Here is a 14,878-nt window from a genome sequence, read left to right as displayed (position 1 = left end):
CTCGCCCCGCACGGAGTTCGAACGCGCCCGCCGGTCCACCGGCGGACGCGACATACCGAGCAATGGAGCACGGAATGTACCGATGGCACGCGCCCGAACAACGGCTCAGCAGTCCCCGACCCGCACTGCGGGCTGTTGCGGCAGTCGCCGTGGGGATCCTCGCTCTGGCGGCCGCGCTGACCACCTCGGCCGGTCGGATGCCGGAGGCCAACGCCGCCGAGGGGGTCGCCGCGGCGACCGCCGAGCCCATCGGGCGGTGGCAGCTCGACGAGGGCACCGGAGCCGTCGCCGGTGACTCGGCGGGCAGCCACGATGCCACCCTCGCGGGCGGTGCCGGCTGGGCCGCGGGGATCCAGGGCGCGTCGTCGATGACGGTCAACGGCTCCAACGCCTACGCCGACACCGGGGCCACGGTTCTCGACCCGACCAGCAGCTTCACCGTCAACTCGTGGGTCAGGCTCAACGCCATCAGCGGCTACCAGACGGTGGTCAGCATCGACGGCGACCAGGTCAGCAACTTCTTCCTCGGGCTGCGGGACGACACCAAACGCTTCGCGTTCGTCCGCCTGCCCGGCGACGCCGGCACCGGTGCGCCAGCCTTCCCGTCGGGCACCGCCGACCCCGTCGCCGGCCAGTGGTACCAGCTGACCGGCGTCTACGACGCCAGCGCAGCGACCCTGTCGTTGTACGTCAACGGCCGGCTCCAGCAGACGACGCCGGCCCCTGCCGCCTGGTCGACCAGCGGGCACCTGGTGATCGGCCGCGGCAAGTTCGGCGGCGGGGCGGTGGACTGGGTCAACGGCGCGATCGACGACACGCGGGTGTATCAGTCCGCGCTGCCCGCCGCGGCGATCGAGCAGCTGTCCACCAACGGCAGCTGGCGCCTGGACGAAGGCACCGGCACGACGGCGGCCGACGGTTCGCTGAGCCAGAACGACGCCGCCCTGACCTCCGGCGCGAGCTGGACCACCGGGATCGTCGGTGACCATGCGCTCGCCTTCGACGGGTCCGCCGGGGCCGCGACGACGACCGGGCCGGTCGTGAACACCGCGCAGGGCTTCTCCGTCGCCGCGTGGGTCAGGCTCAACTCCCTCACGGGCAGCCAGACGGCGCTCAGCGTGGACGGCACGAACATCTCGGGCTTCTTCCTGAGCAAACGTTTCGACGGGAAGTGGGCCTTCACCCGGCGCGGCGCCGACTCGACGTCGGCCGCGGAGGTCTCTGCGGGCTCGACGTCAGCGGCGACGAGTGGCCAGTGGACCCACCTCGTCGGCGTCTACGACGCCGCGGGCAAGACGATCACCCTCTATGTCAACGGCGTCGCGCAGTCGACGACGGCGTTCAGCACCCCCTGGGCGGCGAGCGGCGCGTTCGCGATCGGCCGCGGCAAGTGGAACGGCGCGCCCGCCGACTTCTGGGACGGCGCGATCGACGACGTCCACACCTACCCCTTCGTCCTCGACGCTGCCGGCGTCGGCCAGCTCAGCACGTCGGGTCGCTGGAACTTCGACGAGGGCTCGGGCACCGTCGCGCACGACGGGTCGGCGTCGGGCCTCGACGGCACGCTGTCCGCCGGTGCCACCTGGGGTACGGGGGCAGCCAACGCCGCCGTCGTCCTGGACGGCGACTCCGACGTGGTCATGGGCGCCGCGCCGGGGCTGAACCTGAACGCGAACGGCACGCTCGCCGCGTGGTTCCGCACCAGTTCCGCGGGTGCTCAGACGGTCCTCGCCAAGGGGGCGGCCGACGGCGGCTACGCCGTGGCGATCGCCGCAGGAAAGGTCACGGCCACCCTCGGCGGCGGCTCGGCGGCACTCACCCTGACCAGCCCAGGCGCGGCGTACGCCGACGGAGCCTGGCATCACCTGGCGGTCACCCTCGACTCGTCGGCCGTCAAGGCAACCTTGTGGCTCGACGGCGAGGCGGTCACCAGCAAACCGCTGGGGACCACGCCGCCGGCCGGGACCAGCGACCAGCCGTTCGTCGTCGGCGCGGCCTCCGACGGCAGCGCCGGATTCGTCGGCAGCCTCGATGAGGTGTCGGTGTCCCAGTTCGCGCTGACCGCTGCGGATATCGCCAAGCTCGCGGGCTACAACTCGCTGGCGATCCACGCCGCCGACGTCCGCACAGCGACCCGTCAGACGGCCTACGGGGAGATCCTCGAGGACATCTCGCACTCGATCGACGGTGGGCTCTACGCCGAGCTCGTACGGAACCGGACGTTCAAGGAGGCCTTCCAGGGCTCGGGTGCCGGGTCAGGGGACCCCGTCCCGTACTGGTCGCTCGCCGGCTCGGGCGGTGCGGCGTCGACCTTCGCCATCGACACCACGACCCCGCTCAACACTGCGGTCGACCGCTCGCTCAAGGTCAGCGTGACCGACCTGCCTCGACGATCGACGGTGTCGGTCGCGAACGTGGGCTACTACGGGATCAAGGTAGCTCCATCGACGACCTACACGGGGTCGCTCTGGGTCAAGGGCTCGGCCGGTTTCGCCGGCACGCTGCAGGTGAGTCTGCAGAAGGCAGACGGGACGGTGTTGGCCAAGACTGTTCTCGGCGGGACGCCGGGGAGCTGGGCGAAGCGGAGCTTCACGCTGCACACGCCGAAGGGCGTCGTCTCCGGGACAGACAACAGGGTGGTGGTCAGCCTCCTGGGCTGCGCGACGGCTGGCTGCGGCACGACCGCCGGTGACATCTGGCTGTCGAACGTCTCGGTGTTTCCGCCCACGTTCAAGGACCGGCCGAACGGGCTGCGCACCGACCTCATGACCAAGTTCACCGACATGGATCTGGGCCTGTTCCGGGTGCCGGGCGGCAACTTCCTCGAGGGCAACACCCTCGACACCCGGTTCGACTGGAAGAAGACCATCGGATCGGTCGAGACCCGACCCGGTCACCAGAACACCGCGTGGGGCTACTGGTCCACCGACGGGATGGGCATCCTCGAGCACCTGCAGATGGCGCAGGACGTCGACGCTCAGCCGCTGCTCGCCGTCTTCGCGGGGTACACGCTCAACGGTCAGCACGTGTCGGAGGCGGACTACCAGCCGTACATCGACGATGCGCTCGACGAGATCGAGTACGCCATCGGCGCCACGAGCACGACCTGGGGTGCCAAGCGGGCGGCCGACGGTCACCCCGCTGCGTTCGACCTGCGGTACGTGGAGATCGGCAACGAGGACTGGTTCGATCGCTCGGGCAGCTACGAATGGCGCTTCGCCCGGATGTTCGACGCCATCAGGGCCGCGTACCCGGAGCTGCAGATCGTGGCGACGACGCCCGTCACGAGCCGCACCCCGGACGTGCTAGACGAGCACTTCTACCCGTCGGCCTCGTGGTTCAACGACAACGCCACGCGGTACGACACGTACGACCGCAGCGGGCCGCGGGTGCTCGTCGGGGAGTACGGAGCGCTCGAGGGCTCGCCGACCGGCTCGTTGAACGCGGCGATCGGTGAGGCGGCGTTCCTCACCGGCGCCGAGCGAAACAGCGACCTCGTCATCGGCACCATGTACGCGCCGATCATCGTGAACGAGAGCGCGTCGAACTGGCGCACGAACATGCTGGGGATCGACGCGGCCGGGAGCTACGGCTCGCCGTCGTACTGGGTCCAGCAGCTGTTCAGCACCAACCGGGGTGCCCACGTCGTGGGCAGCAGGCTGAGCACCGGAAGCGGCCTGCGGCAGGTGGTCACGGCGACCACGACGAAGAAGGGGACCACGTTCTACGTCAAGATCGTCAACTTCTCCGCCCAGCAGCAGTCGGCGAAGGTCACCCTCGACGGGGTCACAAGCCTCGACCCGACGGCCAAGCTGACCGTGCTGACCGGACCGGACGCCGACGCCCGGAACACGTTGGAGTCACCGGAGAAGATCGTGCCGGTCACCAGCACGATCCCCATGGTCGGCCTCGCCCACCGCCTCTCGCTGCCGGGTAAGTCGGTGACCATCCTGAAGGTGATCGGCCACTGACCAAACCGTTCTCCGAGAAGTCGATTTCCGCCCATCCGAACAGGGATTTATGGGCGGAAATCGACGTCTCGGCTGGGGTCAGCAGGCCGGGGCGACGGTCTCGGCGCGGGCTTTCAGGTTGAGCAGCATCTTGCGGATCATCCAGACGTCGGCGATCTCGACCAGCGCGTAGTAGGCGATCGACATCGGCGACCAGCGGATGCGGGAGCGGATGCGCGTCGTGACGCGGGTCGTTCCGTCGGTCTGCGCGTCGAGCCGCCAGGCCCAGGACGTGTCGCCGGGCGTGGACCAGATCAGCGAGTGCGGCGCCTCGAAGGAGTGCACGCTCATGCCCTGGAGCCCGTCCGGACTCATCGGCACGACGTCGCCGACCGCGAGGTGCTGGTGTTCGGGGAGGAGGTGTCGCGCGCTGGCGTGCCCGAGGTTGTCGAGCAGGTCGTAGCCGTACCAGCCGGCCCGCGTGGTCCCGACCTGGACCAGCCAGGGCCAGATGCGCTCGGGCGGTGCCGAGATGGTGATCGCGCGCGTGGCGTTGAACGTCGGCGCCGGGATCAGCTCGTCGCCGGCGAACGGACGGGCGACCTCCTCGGGCGTCGCGCCCCAGGTCAGCTGCCAGGGGCGTCCGACCTTGACGTAGCAGGCGCCCGCGAGCGCGATGGTCACCAGCCCCAGGCCCGTCGAGCGTCGCATCGCTCCAGCGTGTCACTCGCCGTCGAGCAGCGCGGGGCGTTTCGGATCATCGACCCGGACGACGATGTCGGCCGTGCGCTCGGGTTCGACCTCGCTCGCATACCGGGCGAACGCCGGGAGGGTCCAGCGGTCGCCGTCGGGCGTGCGGCGCGCGAGGGTCGCGGGGCGGACCGCGAGGTGGATGGCCAGGTCCAGCGGTAGGCCGAGGCCCAGCAGCAGGGCGCCGTCGAGCACCAGGATGGCGCCGGGGAGAGCCTGCACGCGGTCCGCGCGGGTGGATCGGTCCCGCACCGGGTCCCAGTGCGAGGGCAGGTACAGCCCGGTTCCGCCGGGGGCGAGGGGACCCAGGACCTCGCGGGTGAGCGTGGCGACGTCGAGCCAGCCGTCGAGCAGCGTGTCGGGGTCCTCGCGGCCGTACTCGAGCCGCACCGACGCCGGGCGCTGGAAGTCGTGCGCGCTGATCCGCACCACGGGCCGGCCGGCCGCTCGCAGCGGCCCGACCAGCGCGTCCGCGAGCTCGCCCGGCCGGGTCGGCGGCGCGCCGTCGACCGCGACCCGCCACCGCCGGTCGGCGTCCAGCGACGTCACGCGCGCGGCGAGCCGGTCCACGAGCGCTGCGGGGGTGAGGGGCAGGACGACCACGCGGCCCAGTCTGTGGCACCCTCGCTCTCATTCTCGCTGGATGGCACGACGACACAGGAGTTGCTCATGGACGACGATGACGGCAGCGGTATGACGAACGGCGTGCGCGACGGGATCGCCGAGCCCACGCACCTCGGCGACGAGCGGAACGCGTTGCTCGGCTTCCTGCAGCGCCAGCGCGACCTCGTCGCCTGGAAGGTCGGCGGCGCCGACGACGACGTGCTGCGCTCGGTCTCGACTCCGACCGGCCTCACGCTGCACGGGCTCGTGCGGCACCTCGAGCACGTCGAACGCTCCTGGATCCGCGACGTGTTCGCCGGCCAGCGGGACCTGGTCTATGCGTGGACCGACGACGACCCGGACGGCGAGCTGCACGTCCCCGCCGACGTGACGATGGCCCAGCTGCTCGCGGACTACGCCGCCGAGTCCGCCGCGTGCGACGCCGTGATCGCAGCCGTACCGTCCCTCGACGAGGTCTCGGCGACCCGCAGCGTCTGCCTGCGCTGGATCCTCCTGCACCTCATAGAGGAAACAGCCCGCCACCTAGGCCACCTGGACCTCCTCCGCGAAAACGCCGACGCCACCACCGGCGAACAACCGCCGAGAGTGGACTAACCGCCCGCGGAAAGGGCTTTCCTGGGGCGGCTAGTCCACTCTCGGCGACTCAGCGCAAGGAGGTTTCTGCGTCGGCTAGGAGGGCGAATTCCTCCTCGGGGGCGTTGGCCACCAGGTGGTGGCGGCTGTGGAACCAGAAGTACGCCAGGGCCAGCGCGAAGATCGCGGCGGTGATCGCGGCGGCCTGGACGTCCACGAAGAACGTCGCGACCAGGGCCACCACCGCGAGCACGAGGGCGATCCCGGTCGTCACGACGCCGCCCGGCGTCCGGTAGCCGCGCTCGAGCCCGGGCTCCCGCACGCGCAGCAGGATGTGCGAGAGGTTGAGCAGCACGTAGGAGACCGCCGCGCCGAACACCGCGATGTTGATGAGCTTGTCGCCGTCGGCCACCACGGCGGCCAGCACGAACCCGATCGCGCCCGGGATGACCAGCGCGAGGGTGGGCGTCTGGCGCGAGCTGGTGCGGGACATCCATTGCGGCAGGTAGCCCGCTCGCGAGAGCGCGAACAGCTGGCGCGAGTAGGCGTAGACGATCGAGAAGAAGCTCGCGACCAGCCCGGCCAGGCCCGCGTAGTTGACGAACGTTGCGAGACCACCCCGGCCGACGGCGTTCAGCGCGTCCGGCAGGGGGCTCGCGGAGGCGCCCATCAGCTCGGACCCGGCGCCGCCGGCGGCCAGGATCAGCACCGCGAGACCCGCCACGACGAGCACGGCCATCCCGGCGATGATGCCGCGCGGCATGTCCCGTCGCGGGTCGGCGGCCTCCTCGGCGGCGAGCGGGACGCCCTCGATCGCGAGGAAGAACCACATCCCGAACGGCAGCGCGGCGAGCACGCCGGAGAAGCCGAACGGCAGGAACTCAGCTGAGCCCGCCGAGCCGTTCGCCGTGATGTCGAACAGGTTCGCGGCCTGGAAGTGCGGTGCCATCCCGACGGCGAACACCACCAGCGCCACCAGGGCGACAGCCGTGATCGCGAACATCACCTTCAATGCCTCGCCGACGCCGATCAGATGGATTCCGATGAACAGCGCGAAGCACACGAGGTACACGGGCCAGGAATTCGTGATCCCGAAGAGTCCGAGGGATTCGACGTAGCCACCGATGAAGATCGCGATGGCGGCCGGGGCGAGGGTGTACTCGATCAGGATCGCCATGCCGGTCGCGAATCCGCCGAGCTTTCCCATGGCGCGCCGCGCGAAGGCGTACCCGCCGCCGGCCGTCGGCAGGGTGGCGGACATCTCCGCGAGGCCGAACACCATGCACGCGTACATGACGCCCATCAGTACGAACGCGATGGCGAGGCCGCCCCACCCGCCCTTGGCGAGGCCGAAGTTCCAGCCGGAGAAGTCGCCGGAGATGACGTAGGAGACGCCGAGGCCCGCGAGCAGGACCCAGCCGGCGGCGCCGCGCTTGAGGGAGCGCTCGGCGAAGTAGGTCGAGCTGCCCTCCGAGGCAGCGGTCACGTTCTTGTCGGTGAGAGTCAAGAGAACAACCAGCCGTCGTTGTCGAGGTAGCGGGTCGCCACGTCGCGGGTGCCCGCGACGCTCTCGTCCCACAGCTCGGGCGGGAGCGCGTCGGAGCGGTGGGTGGTCGTCCAGCCGAGCATCTGGAGCCGGCGGACCATCGACAGTGCGCAGCCCGCGCGTAGGTCGTCTGCGGTCAGCGGGATGACTTCGCGGTAGCCCGCGACCCAGTTCCGGGCCATCGCGGGGGCCTCGTCCGAGTGCTCCATGAACGACAGGGCCGAGGCGAAGTCGTACATGAACCAGCCGTACCCGCAGTCGTCGAAGTCGATGATCGTGAGCTCGCCGCCGTTGATCATGATGTTCGACGGGCGCAGGTCCGCGTGGATGAGTCCCCAGGTCGCCGGAGTTTTCTCGATCGGAGCGAGGAGCGCGAGCGCCTTGGTCTCGGCGCGGGCGAACAGCAGGCGATCGCCGTCGTCCAGGTTGGCGGCCTCCCACCGGCCCCAGCGGGACGCAGGGCCGACCATGTCGGTCACCTCCCAGGCGTGCCGCGCGAATCCGTCGGGCGTCCGCCAGGACCTCGCGTGCTCGTGCAGCACGGCGGTGGACCGGCCGATCTCGGCGTAGTACGAGGCCTGGTCCGCCAGGTCCTCCAGGATCCGGCCCTCGACGTACGCGGTCGTGACGCACATCCACGACGCCCCGTTGGTGTCGACGATCGCCGCGTGACGTGGGGCGCCGGCGGTCGGCACATGGCTGGTCACGGTCAGGTCGGTGTCGGACCCGATGGCCGCGACCCAGGCGATCTCGCCCTCGAGGAACGACGCGTCCGCGATGTAACCGGGCCGGCTCACTCGCGTGACGCCGCTCGGCCGCCCGTCGATGCGGACGAGGAAGCTCGCGTTCTCGGATACCGACAGGAGCGTGATCTCGCACTCGGCGTCGGTCAGTCCCCAGGTGCGCACGATGCCGTCCCGCAACCAGAGCGGAGCTGGGTCGCCCTTCGACAGACTGTCGAACGCGTGGATGTCCGCGGTCTCGGACCCGAGCCGGAACGTGTCGATGGAAGTCATGGCCGCCCTCACAGATGCGAGGGGTTGGGCGCCAGCACGGACGATAGGGCACGGCGGGGTTCGTGACCAAATAGTCCGCGTCCGTTAACAAACCGTTCACACCCGCCCGTCGGTCGTAACACCCCGCTTACGTAGGACGTCCCCGCCGCAGAGCGACATCGAAAAGGATGGGGGCATTCATTCATCCGGGGTTGGGCGCCCACGGAGCACCCCCGCGCAACGGATTCACGCGCAACGAAGGAAGAGGAGCCTGCTGTGGTAACCCGTTCGACGATCATGGACACCAACTCGTTCCGGGCGGACGACGCCGCCGCGGGAGTCAGCGAGGAGACCCTCGCGATGACCCGGCGCCGGTCGGGCCTGCTGGGCCCGTCCTACCGGCTCTTCTACTCCAACCCGGTCCACCTGGTCCGCGGCGAGGGCGCCTACGTCTGGGACTCCGACGGCGAGAAGTACCTCGATGTCTACAACAACGTGGTGAGCGTGGGGCACTGCCACCCGGTGGTCGTCGAGGCGATCGGTCGCCAGGCGGCGACGCTCAACACCCACACCCGTTACCTGCACGACGGGATCCTCGACTACGCCGAGGACCTGCTCGGCACCCTGCCCGCACCGATCGACCAGGTGATGTTCATGTGCACCGGTTCCGAGGCGAACGACCTCGCCATCCGAGTGGCGCGGGCGGCGACCGGGGGAAACGGCATCATCGTGTCCGCCGAGGCGTACCACGGCACGAGCGACCTGACGTCGGCGGCGTCCCCTGCGCTGGGCGGCGGTCAGGTCCTCGGCGACTACGTGCGCCTCGTCGAGGCGCCGGACGCGTACCGGGCCCCGACGCACGAGGTCGTGGCGTGGTTCGCCGGCCGGATCCAGGCGCAGATCGACTCGCTCGTCGCGTCCGGTCAGGGCTTCGCCGGTTTCCTTGCCGACTCGATCTTCTCCTCCGACGGCGTGCTGCCCGGCCCGCGTGGCTACCTGGCGGCGGCGGTTGACGTCGTGCACCGCAACGGCGGGGTGTTCATCTCCGACGAGGTTCAGCCGGGGTTCGGCCGGACCGGGGAGAAGTTCTGGGGCTTCGAGCGGCACGGCGTCGTGGCGGACATCGTCACGATGGGCAAGCCGATGGGCAACGGGATGCCGATCTCGGCGCTCGCGGCGAAGGCCGAGGTGCTCGCGCCGTTCGCCGAGAACATCCCCTACTTCAACACCTTCGGGGGCAACCCGGTCTCGATCGCGGCCGCGCAGGCGACGCTCGACGTGCTGCGCTCCGAGAACCTCATGGAGCACAGCCGGGTTGTGGGCGCTCGCGTGCTGGCCGAGCTCGATGCGCTCGCGGCGCGCCACGAGTCGATCGGGGACGTGCGCGGTGCCGGGCTGTTCATCGGCCTCGAGCTGGTGCAGGACCGCACGACGAAGACGCCCGACAAGGCGCTCGCACTCGCCGTTGTCGACGCGTTGCGGGCGAAGCACGTGCTCACGTCGGTGGCCGGCGCGGGCGGCAACGTGCTCAAGCTGCGCCCGCCGCTCGCGTTCGCGGAGGGCGACATCGACTGGCTGGTCGGCGCGCTCGACGCCGTCCTGACCGAGCTGGGTGCGTAGCGCCGTCGTGCCCGAGATCGCGCCGGAGGGAACCGCGCCGGATCCACCCAAGCCGGCAGGGTCACCTGATGTCGATGGGGTGGTCCGCTGGCTGCGGCGCCACCTCGCCGACGGCGAGTTCCGGCCCACCGAGCGCGTCGGCGGGGAGCGCGAGCTCGCCGAGGCGTGCGGCGTGCCGCGCACCCTGCTGCGGCAGGCCCTCGCCCGGCTCGAGGCGGAGGGTCGGATCGGTCGCAAGATCGGCCGGTCGGGCGGCGTGTTCGCGGCCGACGGCAAGATCGAGCGGACCCTCAACACCATCCAGGGCATCCCGGACCTGCTGCGCCAGCAGGGGATCGCGTCGGCCACCCGGCTGCTTGAGGCGGGCATCGTGCTCGCCTCGCGCGGCGAGTCCCGCGCACTCGAGATCGAACCGGGCGCGAACGTCTACCGGGTGGTGCGGGTCCGCCTTGCGGACGGCGTCCCGTGGTCCCACGAGGTCGCGATCCTCCCCGCCGCCCGCTTTCCGGGCCTGCTCACCGAGCAGCTCGAGGGCTCCCTGTACGAGATCTTCCAGCGGGTGTACGACCGGCCGCCGTGGCAGAGCGACGAGTCGATCGACGTCGTCGCCGCGACGCGGGCGCAGGCCGACGAGCTCGGCGTGCCCGCGGGCGCTCCGCTGCTCGCGATGTGCCGGGTGACCCGCTCCGCGGACGGTGTCCCGATCGAGTTCGCGCGGGACCACTTCCGCGCCGACCGCACCAGAACCCACGCGAGGAAATACGGCTTCGCCGCCCTCCCGAGAACCGCCCCCCTCTCCCCATAAGGAGAGAAGCCCGCGAACTCGGAGGTCTACCCCCTACTCGGACACGGCAGTGTCCGAGGGCTGGACGTTTTCGCCGGCGGTCGCGGTGTGGAGAGCCGCGCGTGGGACTGGAGTGACTCAAGGGAACGGTGTGACATCACATCTGCCCCACTGGGGCTCATCGTTCACTCGCGCGGCTGTCTACACCGCGAACCCGCGGGGGGCGACCGGCCAGCTTGCTCGCCGAAGAGCTGTCGGGCTCGGCGCAGCCCGCGTCCGCGTGGATCGCTCGCCCGGCGTCTGGTGCGGCGACCGTCGGTGCGGAGCATGTGACGGGTGTTGCTGAAGTTGACGCGGAATGCGTGTTCCCGGGTTTTGACGGCCCCATGCGTACCGCGCTCCGCACCGACGGAAGCGCTCGGCGCCCCAACCCCGAAGAATCCTCCTGCTGCGCCTATGAGCCACCAGGGCCACAGGGCCCCGTCCGGGAGAGGATTTCTGAGTGGGAGGCTTTCGCGATGGCCTCGCCTCCCTCGTCTGCCGCGCCTCCTTCGCATCTGTTGCTGGACTTCTTCGGCACGGTGGTCGAGTACTCGCCGTCCCGGACCACGCAGCGATACCAGGGCACCTACGAGCTCACGACCACCATGGGGTCCGCGCTCGGCTATGACGAATCAACCGAGGCCTGGTCGACCGCCTTTGAGGGTTTCGAGGCGAGCACCGCCGCCACCCTCGAAGAGTTCTCCATGCACCAGGTCGCGCACGCGGCGCTCGACGCGATCCTTGGTCGCCCGGCGGCCGCCGACGAGATCCAACCGGCCGTCGAGGCCTACCTGACCGACTGGGGCCAGGGGATCGTCTACCCGGCGGGCATGCTCGACGTCCTGCGCGACCTGAGCGCGACCCACACCCTCGCGATCGTTTCGAACACGCACGACGCGAACCTGGTGCAGTCCCACCTGAGCGCCATGGGCGTGAGCGAGCTGTTCGCGACCGTCGTCACCTCGATCGACGTCGGCCGGCGCAAGCCGCATCCGGCGATCTACGCGGCGGCGCTCGAGCGCCTCGGGATCCGGCCTGGCGAGGCGCTCTTCGTCGGGGACTCCCTGGGGCCCGACTACACGGGGCCCGAGAGCGTCGGGATCGCGTCGTTCCTGATCGATCCGACCAGCACCGCGACCGTTCCCGCGCCCCGGCGCCTGGCGTCTCTCGGGCACCTGGCTGGGCGGCTCGCCAACATCACGTAATGGCCTCGGTTGTAAGAATGTCACGACAATCTCTTGACAGGTGTCATCCGCGGACGCTAACTTCCAGTGACGCACCTCACAAGCCCGGCCGGCGCGCACGAGCGCAGGCCGACGCGAGACTCGCTCGATCAGCGACACATCCCGACCGCCTCACCGACGACGCGGCTCCGCCGTCGTTGTCACGCCCCGCCACCGTCGGCGAGGCCCGAACGCAAGGACGCGACTCGTGAGAACCATCGAGCACTGGATCGGCGGCACCTCCACCGCCGGCACCTCGACCCGGACCGCACCGATCTGGAACCCGGCGACCGGTGAACAGCGCGCCCAGGTCCTCCTGGCCGCCCCCGCCGACGTCGACAGTGCCGTGCGCAGCGGCCTCGAGGCCTTCGACGAGTGGTCGCAAGTCTCCCTCAGCCGGCGCTCCACGGTGCTGTTCGCCTTCCGCGAGCTCGTCAACGCCAACGCCGAGGAGCTCGCCGGGCTGATCACCGACGAGCACGGCAAGGTGCTGTCCGACGCGCGCGGCGAGGTGCAGCGCGGGCTGGAGGTCATCGAGTTCGCGTGCGGCATCCCGCACCTGCTCAAGGGCGACTACTCGGACCAGGTCTCGACCAACATCGACACGTTCTCCTTCCGCGAGCCGCTCGGCGTCGTCGCCGGCATCACGCCGTTCAACTTCCCGGCGATGGTCCCGATGTGGATGTACCCGATCGCCATCGCGTGCGGCAACACCTTCGTGCTCAAGCCGAGCGAGCGCGACCCCTCGCCGTCCCTCCTCGTCGCCGACCTCTGGCAGCGTGCCGGCCTGCCCGACGGCGTTTTCAACGTCGTGCAGGGCGACAAGGAGGCCGTCGATGCGCTGCTCGACCACCCCGACATCGCCGCGGTGTCCTTCGTCGGCTCGACGCCGATCGCGCGCTACATCCACCAGCGCGGCAGCGCGAGCGGCAAGCGGGTCCAGGCCCTCGGCGGCGCGAAGAACCACGCCATCGTGCTGCCCGACGCCGACGTCGACTACTCCTCCGAGCACCTCGCCGCAGCCGCGTTCGGTTCGGCCGGCGAGCGCTGCATGGCCATCTCGGTGGCCGTCGCCGTCGGAGCGGCCGCCGACCCGATCGTCGCGGCCGTCACCGCGCGGGCGAACGCGGTGAAGGTCGGCGCCGGACGCGCGCCGGGCAGCGAGATGGGGCCCGTCATCACCCCGGCCTCCCGGACCCGCATCGTCGACCTCATCGGTACCGGCGAGCAGCAGGGCGGCGTGCTGATGACCGACGGCCGCGGCCTGGTCGTCCCGGGGCACGAGGGCGGCTTCTTCGTCGGACCGACCGTGATCGACCACGTGCGGACCGAGATGGACGTCTACCGGCAGGAGATCTTCGGGCCCGTGCTCTCGGTGCTCCGGGTCGACACGGTGGACGACGCGATCGCGCTGGTCAACGCCAACCCCTACGGCAACGGCACCGCGATCTTCACCTCGAGCGGCGAGGCGGCCCGCCGCTTCCAGCGCGGGGTGCACGTCGGGATGATCGGGATCAACGTCCCGGTGCCCGTACCGATGTCCTACTACTCCTTCGGGGGCTGGAAGGACTCGCTGTTCGGCGACAAGCATGTCCACGGCGGCGAGGGCGTGTCGTTCTACACCCGGGCCAAGGTCGTCACGGCCCGCTGGCCGCACGTCGAGCACCCCGCAGACGCCAGTTTCCACTTCCCCACCTCCAGCTGACCACTACAAGAAGGCAGGCATCATGAATCCAGATCTCTCGCGCCGGCGAGCCACGCTCCGCCGACGGACGACGCTCGTCGCGACGGCCGCCGTGCTCGCCCTCGGCCTCGCCGCTTGCAGCAGCGGCGGCGGTAAGGCGAGTACGACCGCCGACGCCGGCAGCGGCGGCAAGGTGGCCTCGACGCCTCGACTGACCATCGCCGTCGTCACGCACGAGTCCCCGGGTGACTCGTTCTGGGACAAGATCCGGGCGGGCGCGGAGGCGGCGGCGGCCAAGGACAACGTCGACCTGAAGTACTCCCAGGACCCCGACGGCGGCAAGCAGGCCGGGCTCGTCCAGAACGCGGTCGACAGCAAGGTGGACGGGATCGCCGTCACGCTCTCGCACCCGGAGCCGCTCAAGCCGGCGGTTCAGGCGGCCGTCTCGGCCGGCATTCCGGTGGTCGCTTTCAACTCCGGCATCGACCAGTGGAAAGACGTCGGCGCGCTGATGTACTTCGGCTCCGACGAGACCGTGGCGGGTACCGCCGCGGGAAAGCGGATCGCCGACGGCGGCGGCAAGCACCCGCTCTGCGTGATTCAGGAGCAGGGCTCGGTCGCCCTCGAGGCCCGCTGCGCCGGCGTCAAGAAGAGCGCGCCGGGTACCGAGAACATCAACGTCAACGGCACGGACCTCGCCTCGGTGACGTCCACGATCGCGGCGAAGCTCCAGGCGGACCCGTCGATCGACTACGTGGTCACTCTCGGGGCGCCGATCGCCCTGGCAACCCTCGACGCGGCCAAGCAGGCTGACAGCAAGGCCAAGGTCGTGACGTTCGACCTCAACGCCGACGTCGCGAAGGCCATCGCGGCCGGGACGATGGAATTCTCGATCGACCAGCAGCCGTACCTCCAGGGCTACGAGGCCGTGGACTCGCTGTGGCTGTACGTGACCAACCGCAACGACATCGGTGGTGGGCTGCCCGTGCTCACCGGACCGTCCTTCGTCGACAAGGACAACATCGCGGCCATCGCGAAGTACGCGGCCAAGAACACCCGTTGAGCCCGCCTGAGTCGGGAGCGGCCC

General features: G+C 70.3%; 11 protein-coding genes. 7 read left to right on the top strand and 4 right to left on the bottom strand.

Annotated features, from left to right (window positions below; translation table 11 throughout):
- Positions 1-74 precede the first annotated feature (74 nt).
- Positions 75-3,971 (top strand): LamG-like jellyroll fold domain-containing protein, encoded by a 3,897-nt coding sequence (locus VIM26_RS04350; RefSeq protein ID WP_331949122.1) that lies wholly within the window; start codon positions 75-77, stop codon positions 3,969-3,971.
- A gap of 78 nt (positions 3,972-4,049) precedes the next feature.
- On the opposite strand, the gene VIM26_RS04345 is transcribed toward VIM26_RS04350, so the two are convergent.
- Both VIM26_RS04345 and VIM26_RS04340 read right to left on the bottom strand, forming a co-directional pair.
- Positions 4,050-4,661: a hypothetical protein gene (locus tag VIM26_RS04345; protein ID WP_331949121.1), complete on the bottom strand. Its 612-nt coding sequence runs from the start codon at positions 4,659-4,661 to the stop codon at positions 4,050-4,052.
- A gap of 12 nt (positions 4,662-4,673) precedes the next feature.
- Positions 4,674-5,303 (bottom strand): uridine kinase, encoded by a 630-nt coding sequence (locus VIM26_RS04340; RefSeq protein WP_331949120.1) that lies wholly within the window; start codon positions 5,301-5,303, stop codon positions 4,674-4,676.
- Positions 5,304-5,369: 66 nt separating this feature from the next.
- On the opposite strand from VIM26_RS04340, the gene VIM26_RS04335 reads away from it, so the two are divergent.
- Positions 5,370-5,918, top strand: a complete 549-nt coding sequence (locus VIM26_RS04335) for a DinB family protein (protein WP_331949119.1) — start codon at positions 5,370-5,372, stop codon at positions 5,916-5,918.
- A 49-nt stretch (positions 5,919-5,967) separates the two neighbouring features.
- Here VIM26_RS04335 and eat read toward each other — a convergent pair whose 3' ends face one another.
- Both eat and VIM26_RS04325 read right to left on the bottom strand, forming a co-directional pair.
- Positions 5,968-7,404 carry an ethanolamine permease gene (gene eat, locus VIM26_RS04330; protein WP_414696441.1) on the bottom strand — a complete coding sequence of 479 codons (1,437 nt, stop codon included), beginning with the start codon at positions 7,402-7,404 and terminating at the stop codon, positions 5,968-5,970.
- Positions 7,401-8,459, bottom strand: coding sequence for a phosphotransferase enzyme family protein (locus VIM26_RS04325; protein WP_331949118.1), 1,059 nt, complete (start codon positions 8,457-8,459; stop codon positions 7,401-7,403). Before VIM26_RS04325 ends, eat begins: the two co-directional genes overlap by 4 nt.
- A 255-nt stretch (positions 8,460-8,714) precedes the next feature.
- Between VIM26_RS04325 and VIM26_RS04320 the strand changes: the two genes are divergently transcribed.
- The 5 genes from VIM26_RS04320 (at position 8,715) to VIM26_RS04300 (ending at position 14,854) form a co-directional block, all read left to right on the top strand.
- Entirely contained in the window at positions 8,715-10,058 is a 1,344-nt protein-coding gene (locus VIM26_RS04320; protein ID WP_331949117.1) for an aspartate aminotransferase family protein, read from the top strand.
- Positions 10,051-10,863, top strand: a complete 813-nt coding sequence (locus VIM26_RS04315) for a GntR family transcriptional regulator (RefSeq protein WP_331949116.1) — start codon at positions 10,051-10,053, stop codon at positions 10,861-10,863. The genes VIM26_RS04320 and VIM26_RS04315 overlap by 8 nt, the downstream gene beginning before the upstream one ends.
- A gap of 497 nt (positions 10,864-11,360) precedes the next feature.
- Entirely contained in the window at positions 11,361-12,089 is a 729-nt protein-coding gene (locus VIM26_RS04310) for an HAD family hydrolase (protein ID WP_331949115.1), read from the top strand.
- Between the two features lie 226 nt (positions 12,090-12,315).
- Positions 12,316-13,812 carry a CoA-acylating methylmalonate-semialdehyde dehydrogenase gene (locus VIM26_RS04305; RefSeq protein WP_331949114.1) on the top strand — a complete coding sequence of 499 codons (1,497 nt, stop codon included), beginning with the start codon at positions 12,316-12,318 and terminating at the stop codon, positions 13,810-13,812.
- Between the two features lie 22 nt (positions 13,813-13,834).
- The gene (locus VIM26_RS04300; protein WP_331949113.1) at positions 13,835-14,854 is read left to right on the top strand and encodes a sugar ABC transporter substrate-binding protein; all 1,020 of its coding nucleotides are present in this window, start codon (positions 13,835-13,837) and stop codon (positions 14,852-14,854) included.
- Positions 14,855-14,878: the final 24 nt, after the last annotated feature.

This window comes from Pengzhenrongella sp. (assembly GCF_036565025.1).
Classification (GTDB): Bacteria; Actinomycetota; Actinomycetes; order Actinomycetales; family Cellulomonadaceae; genus Pengzhenrongella.
Note: the sequence above shows the minus strand (reverse complement) of the source record. Positions and strands in the feature narration are given on the sequence as shown.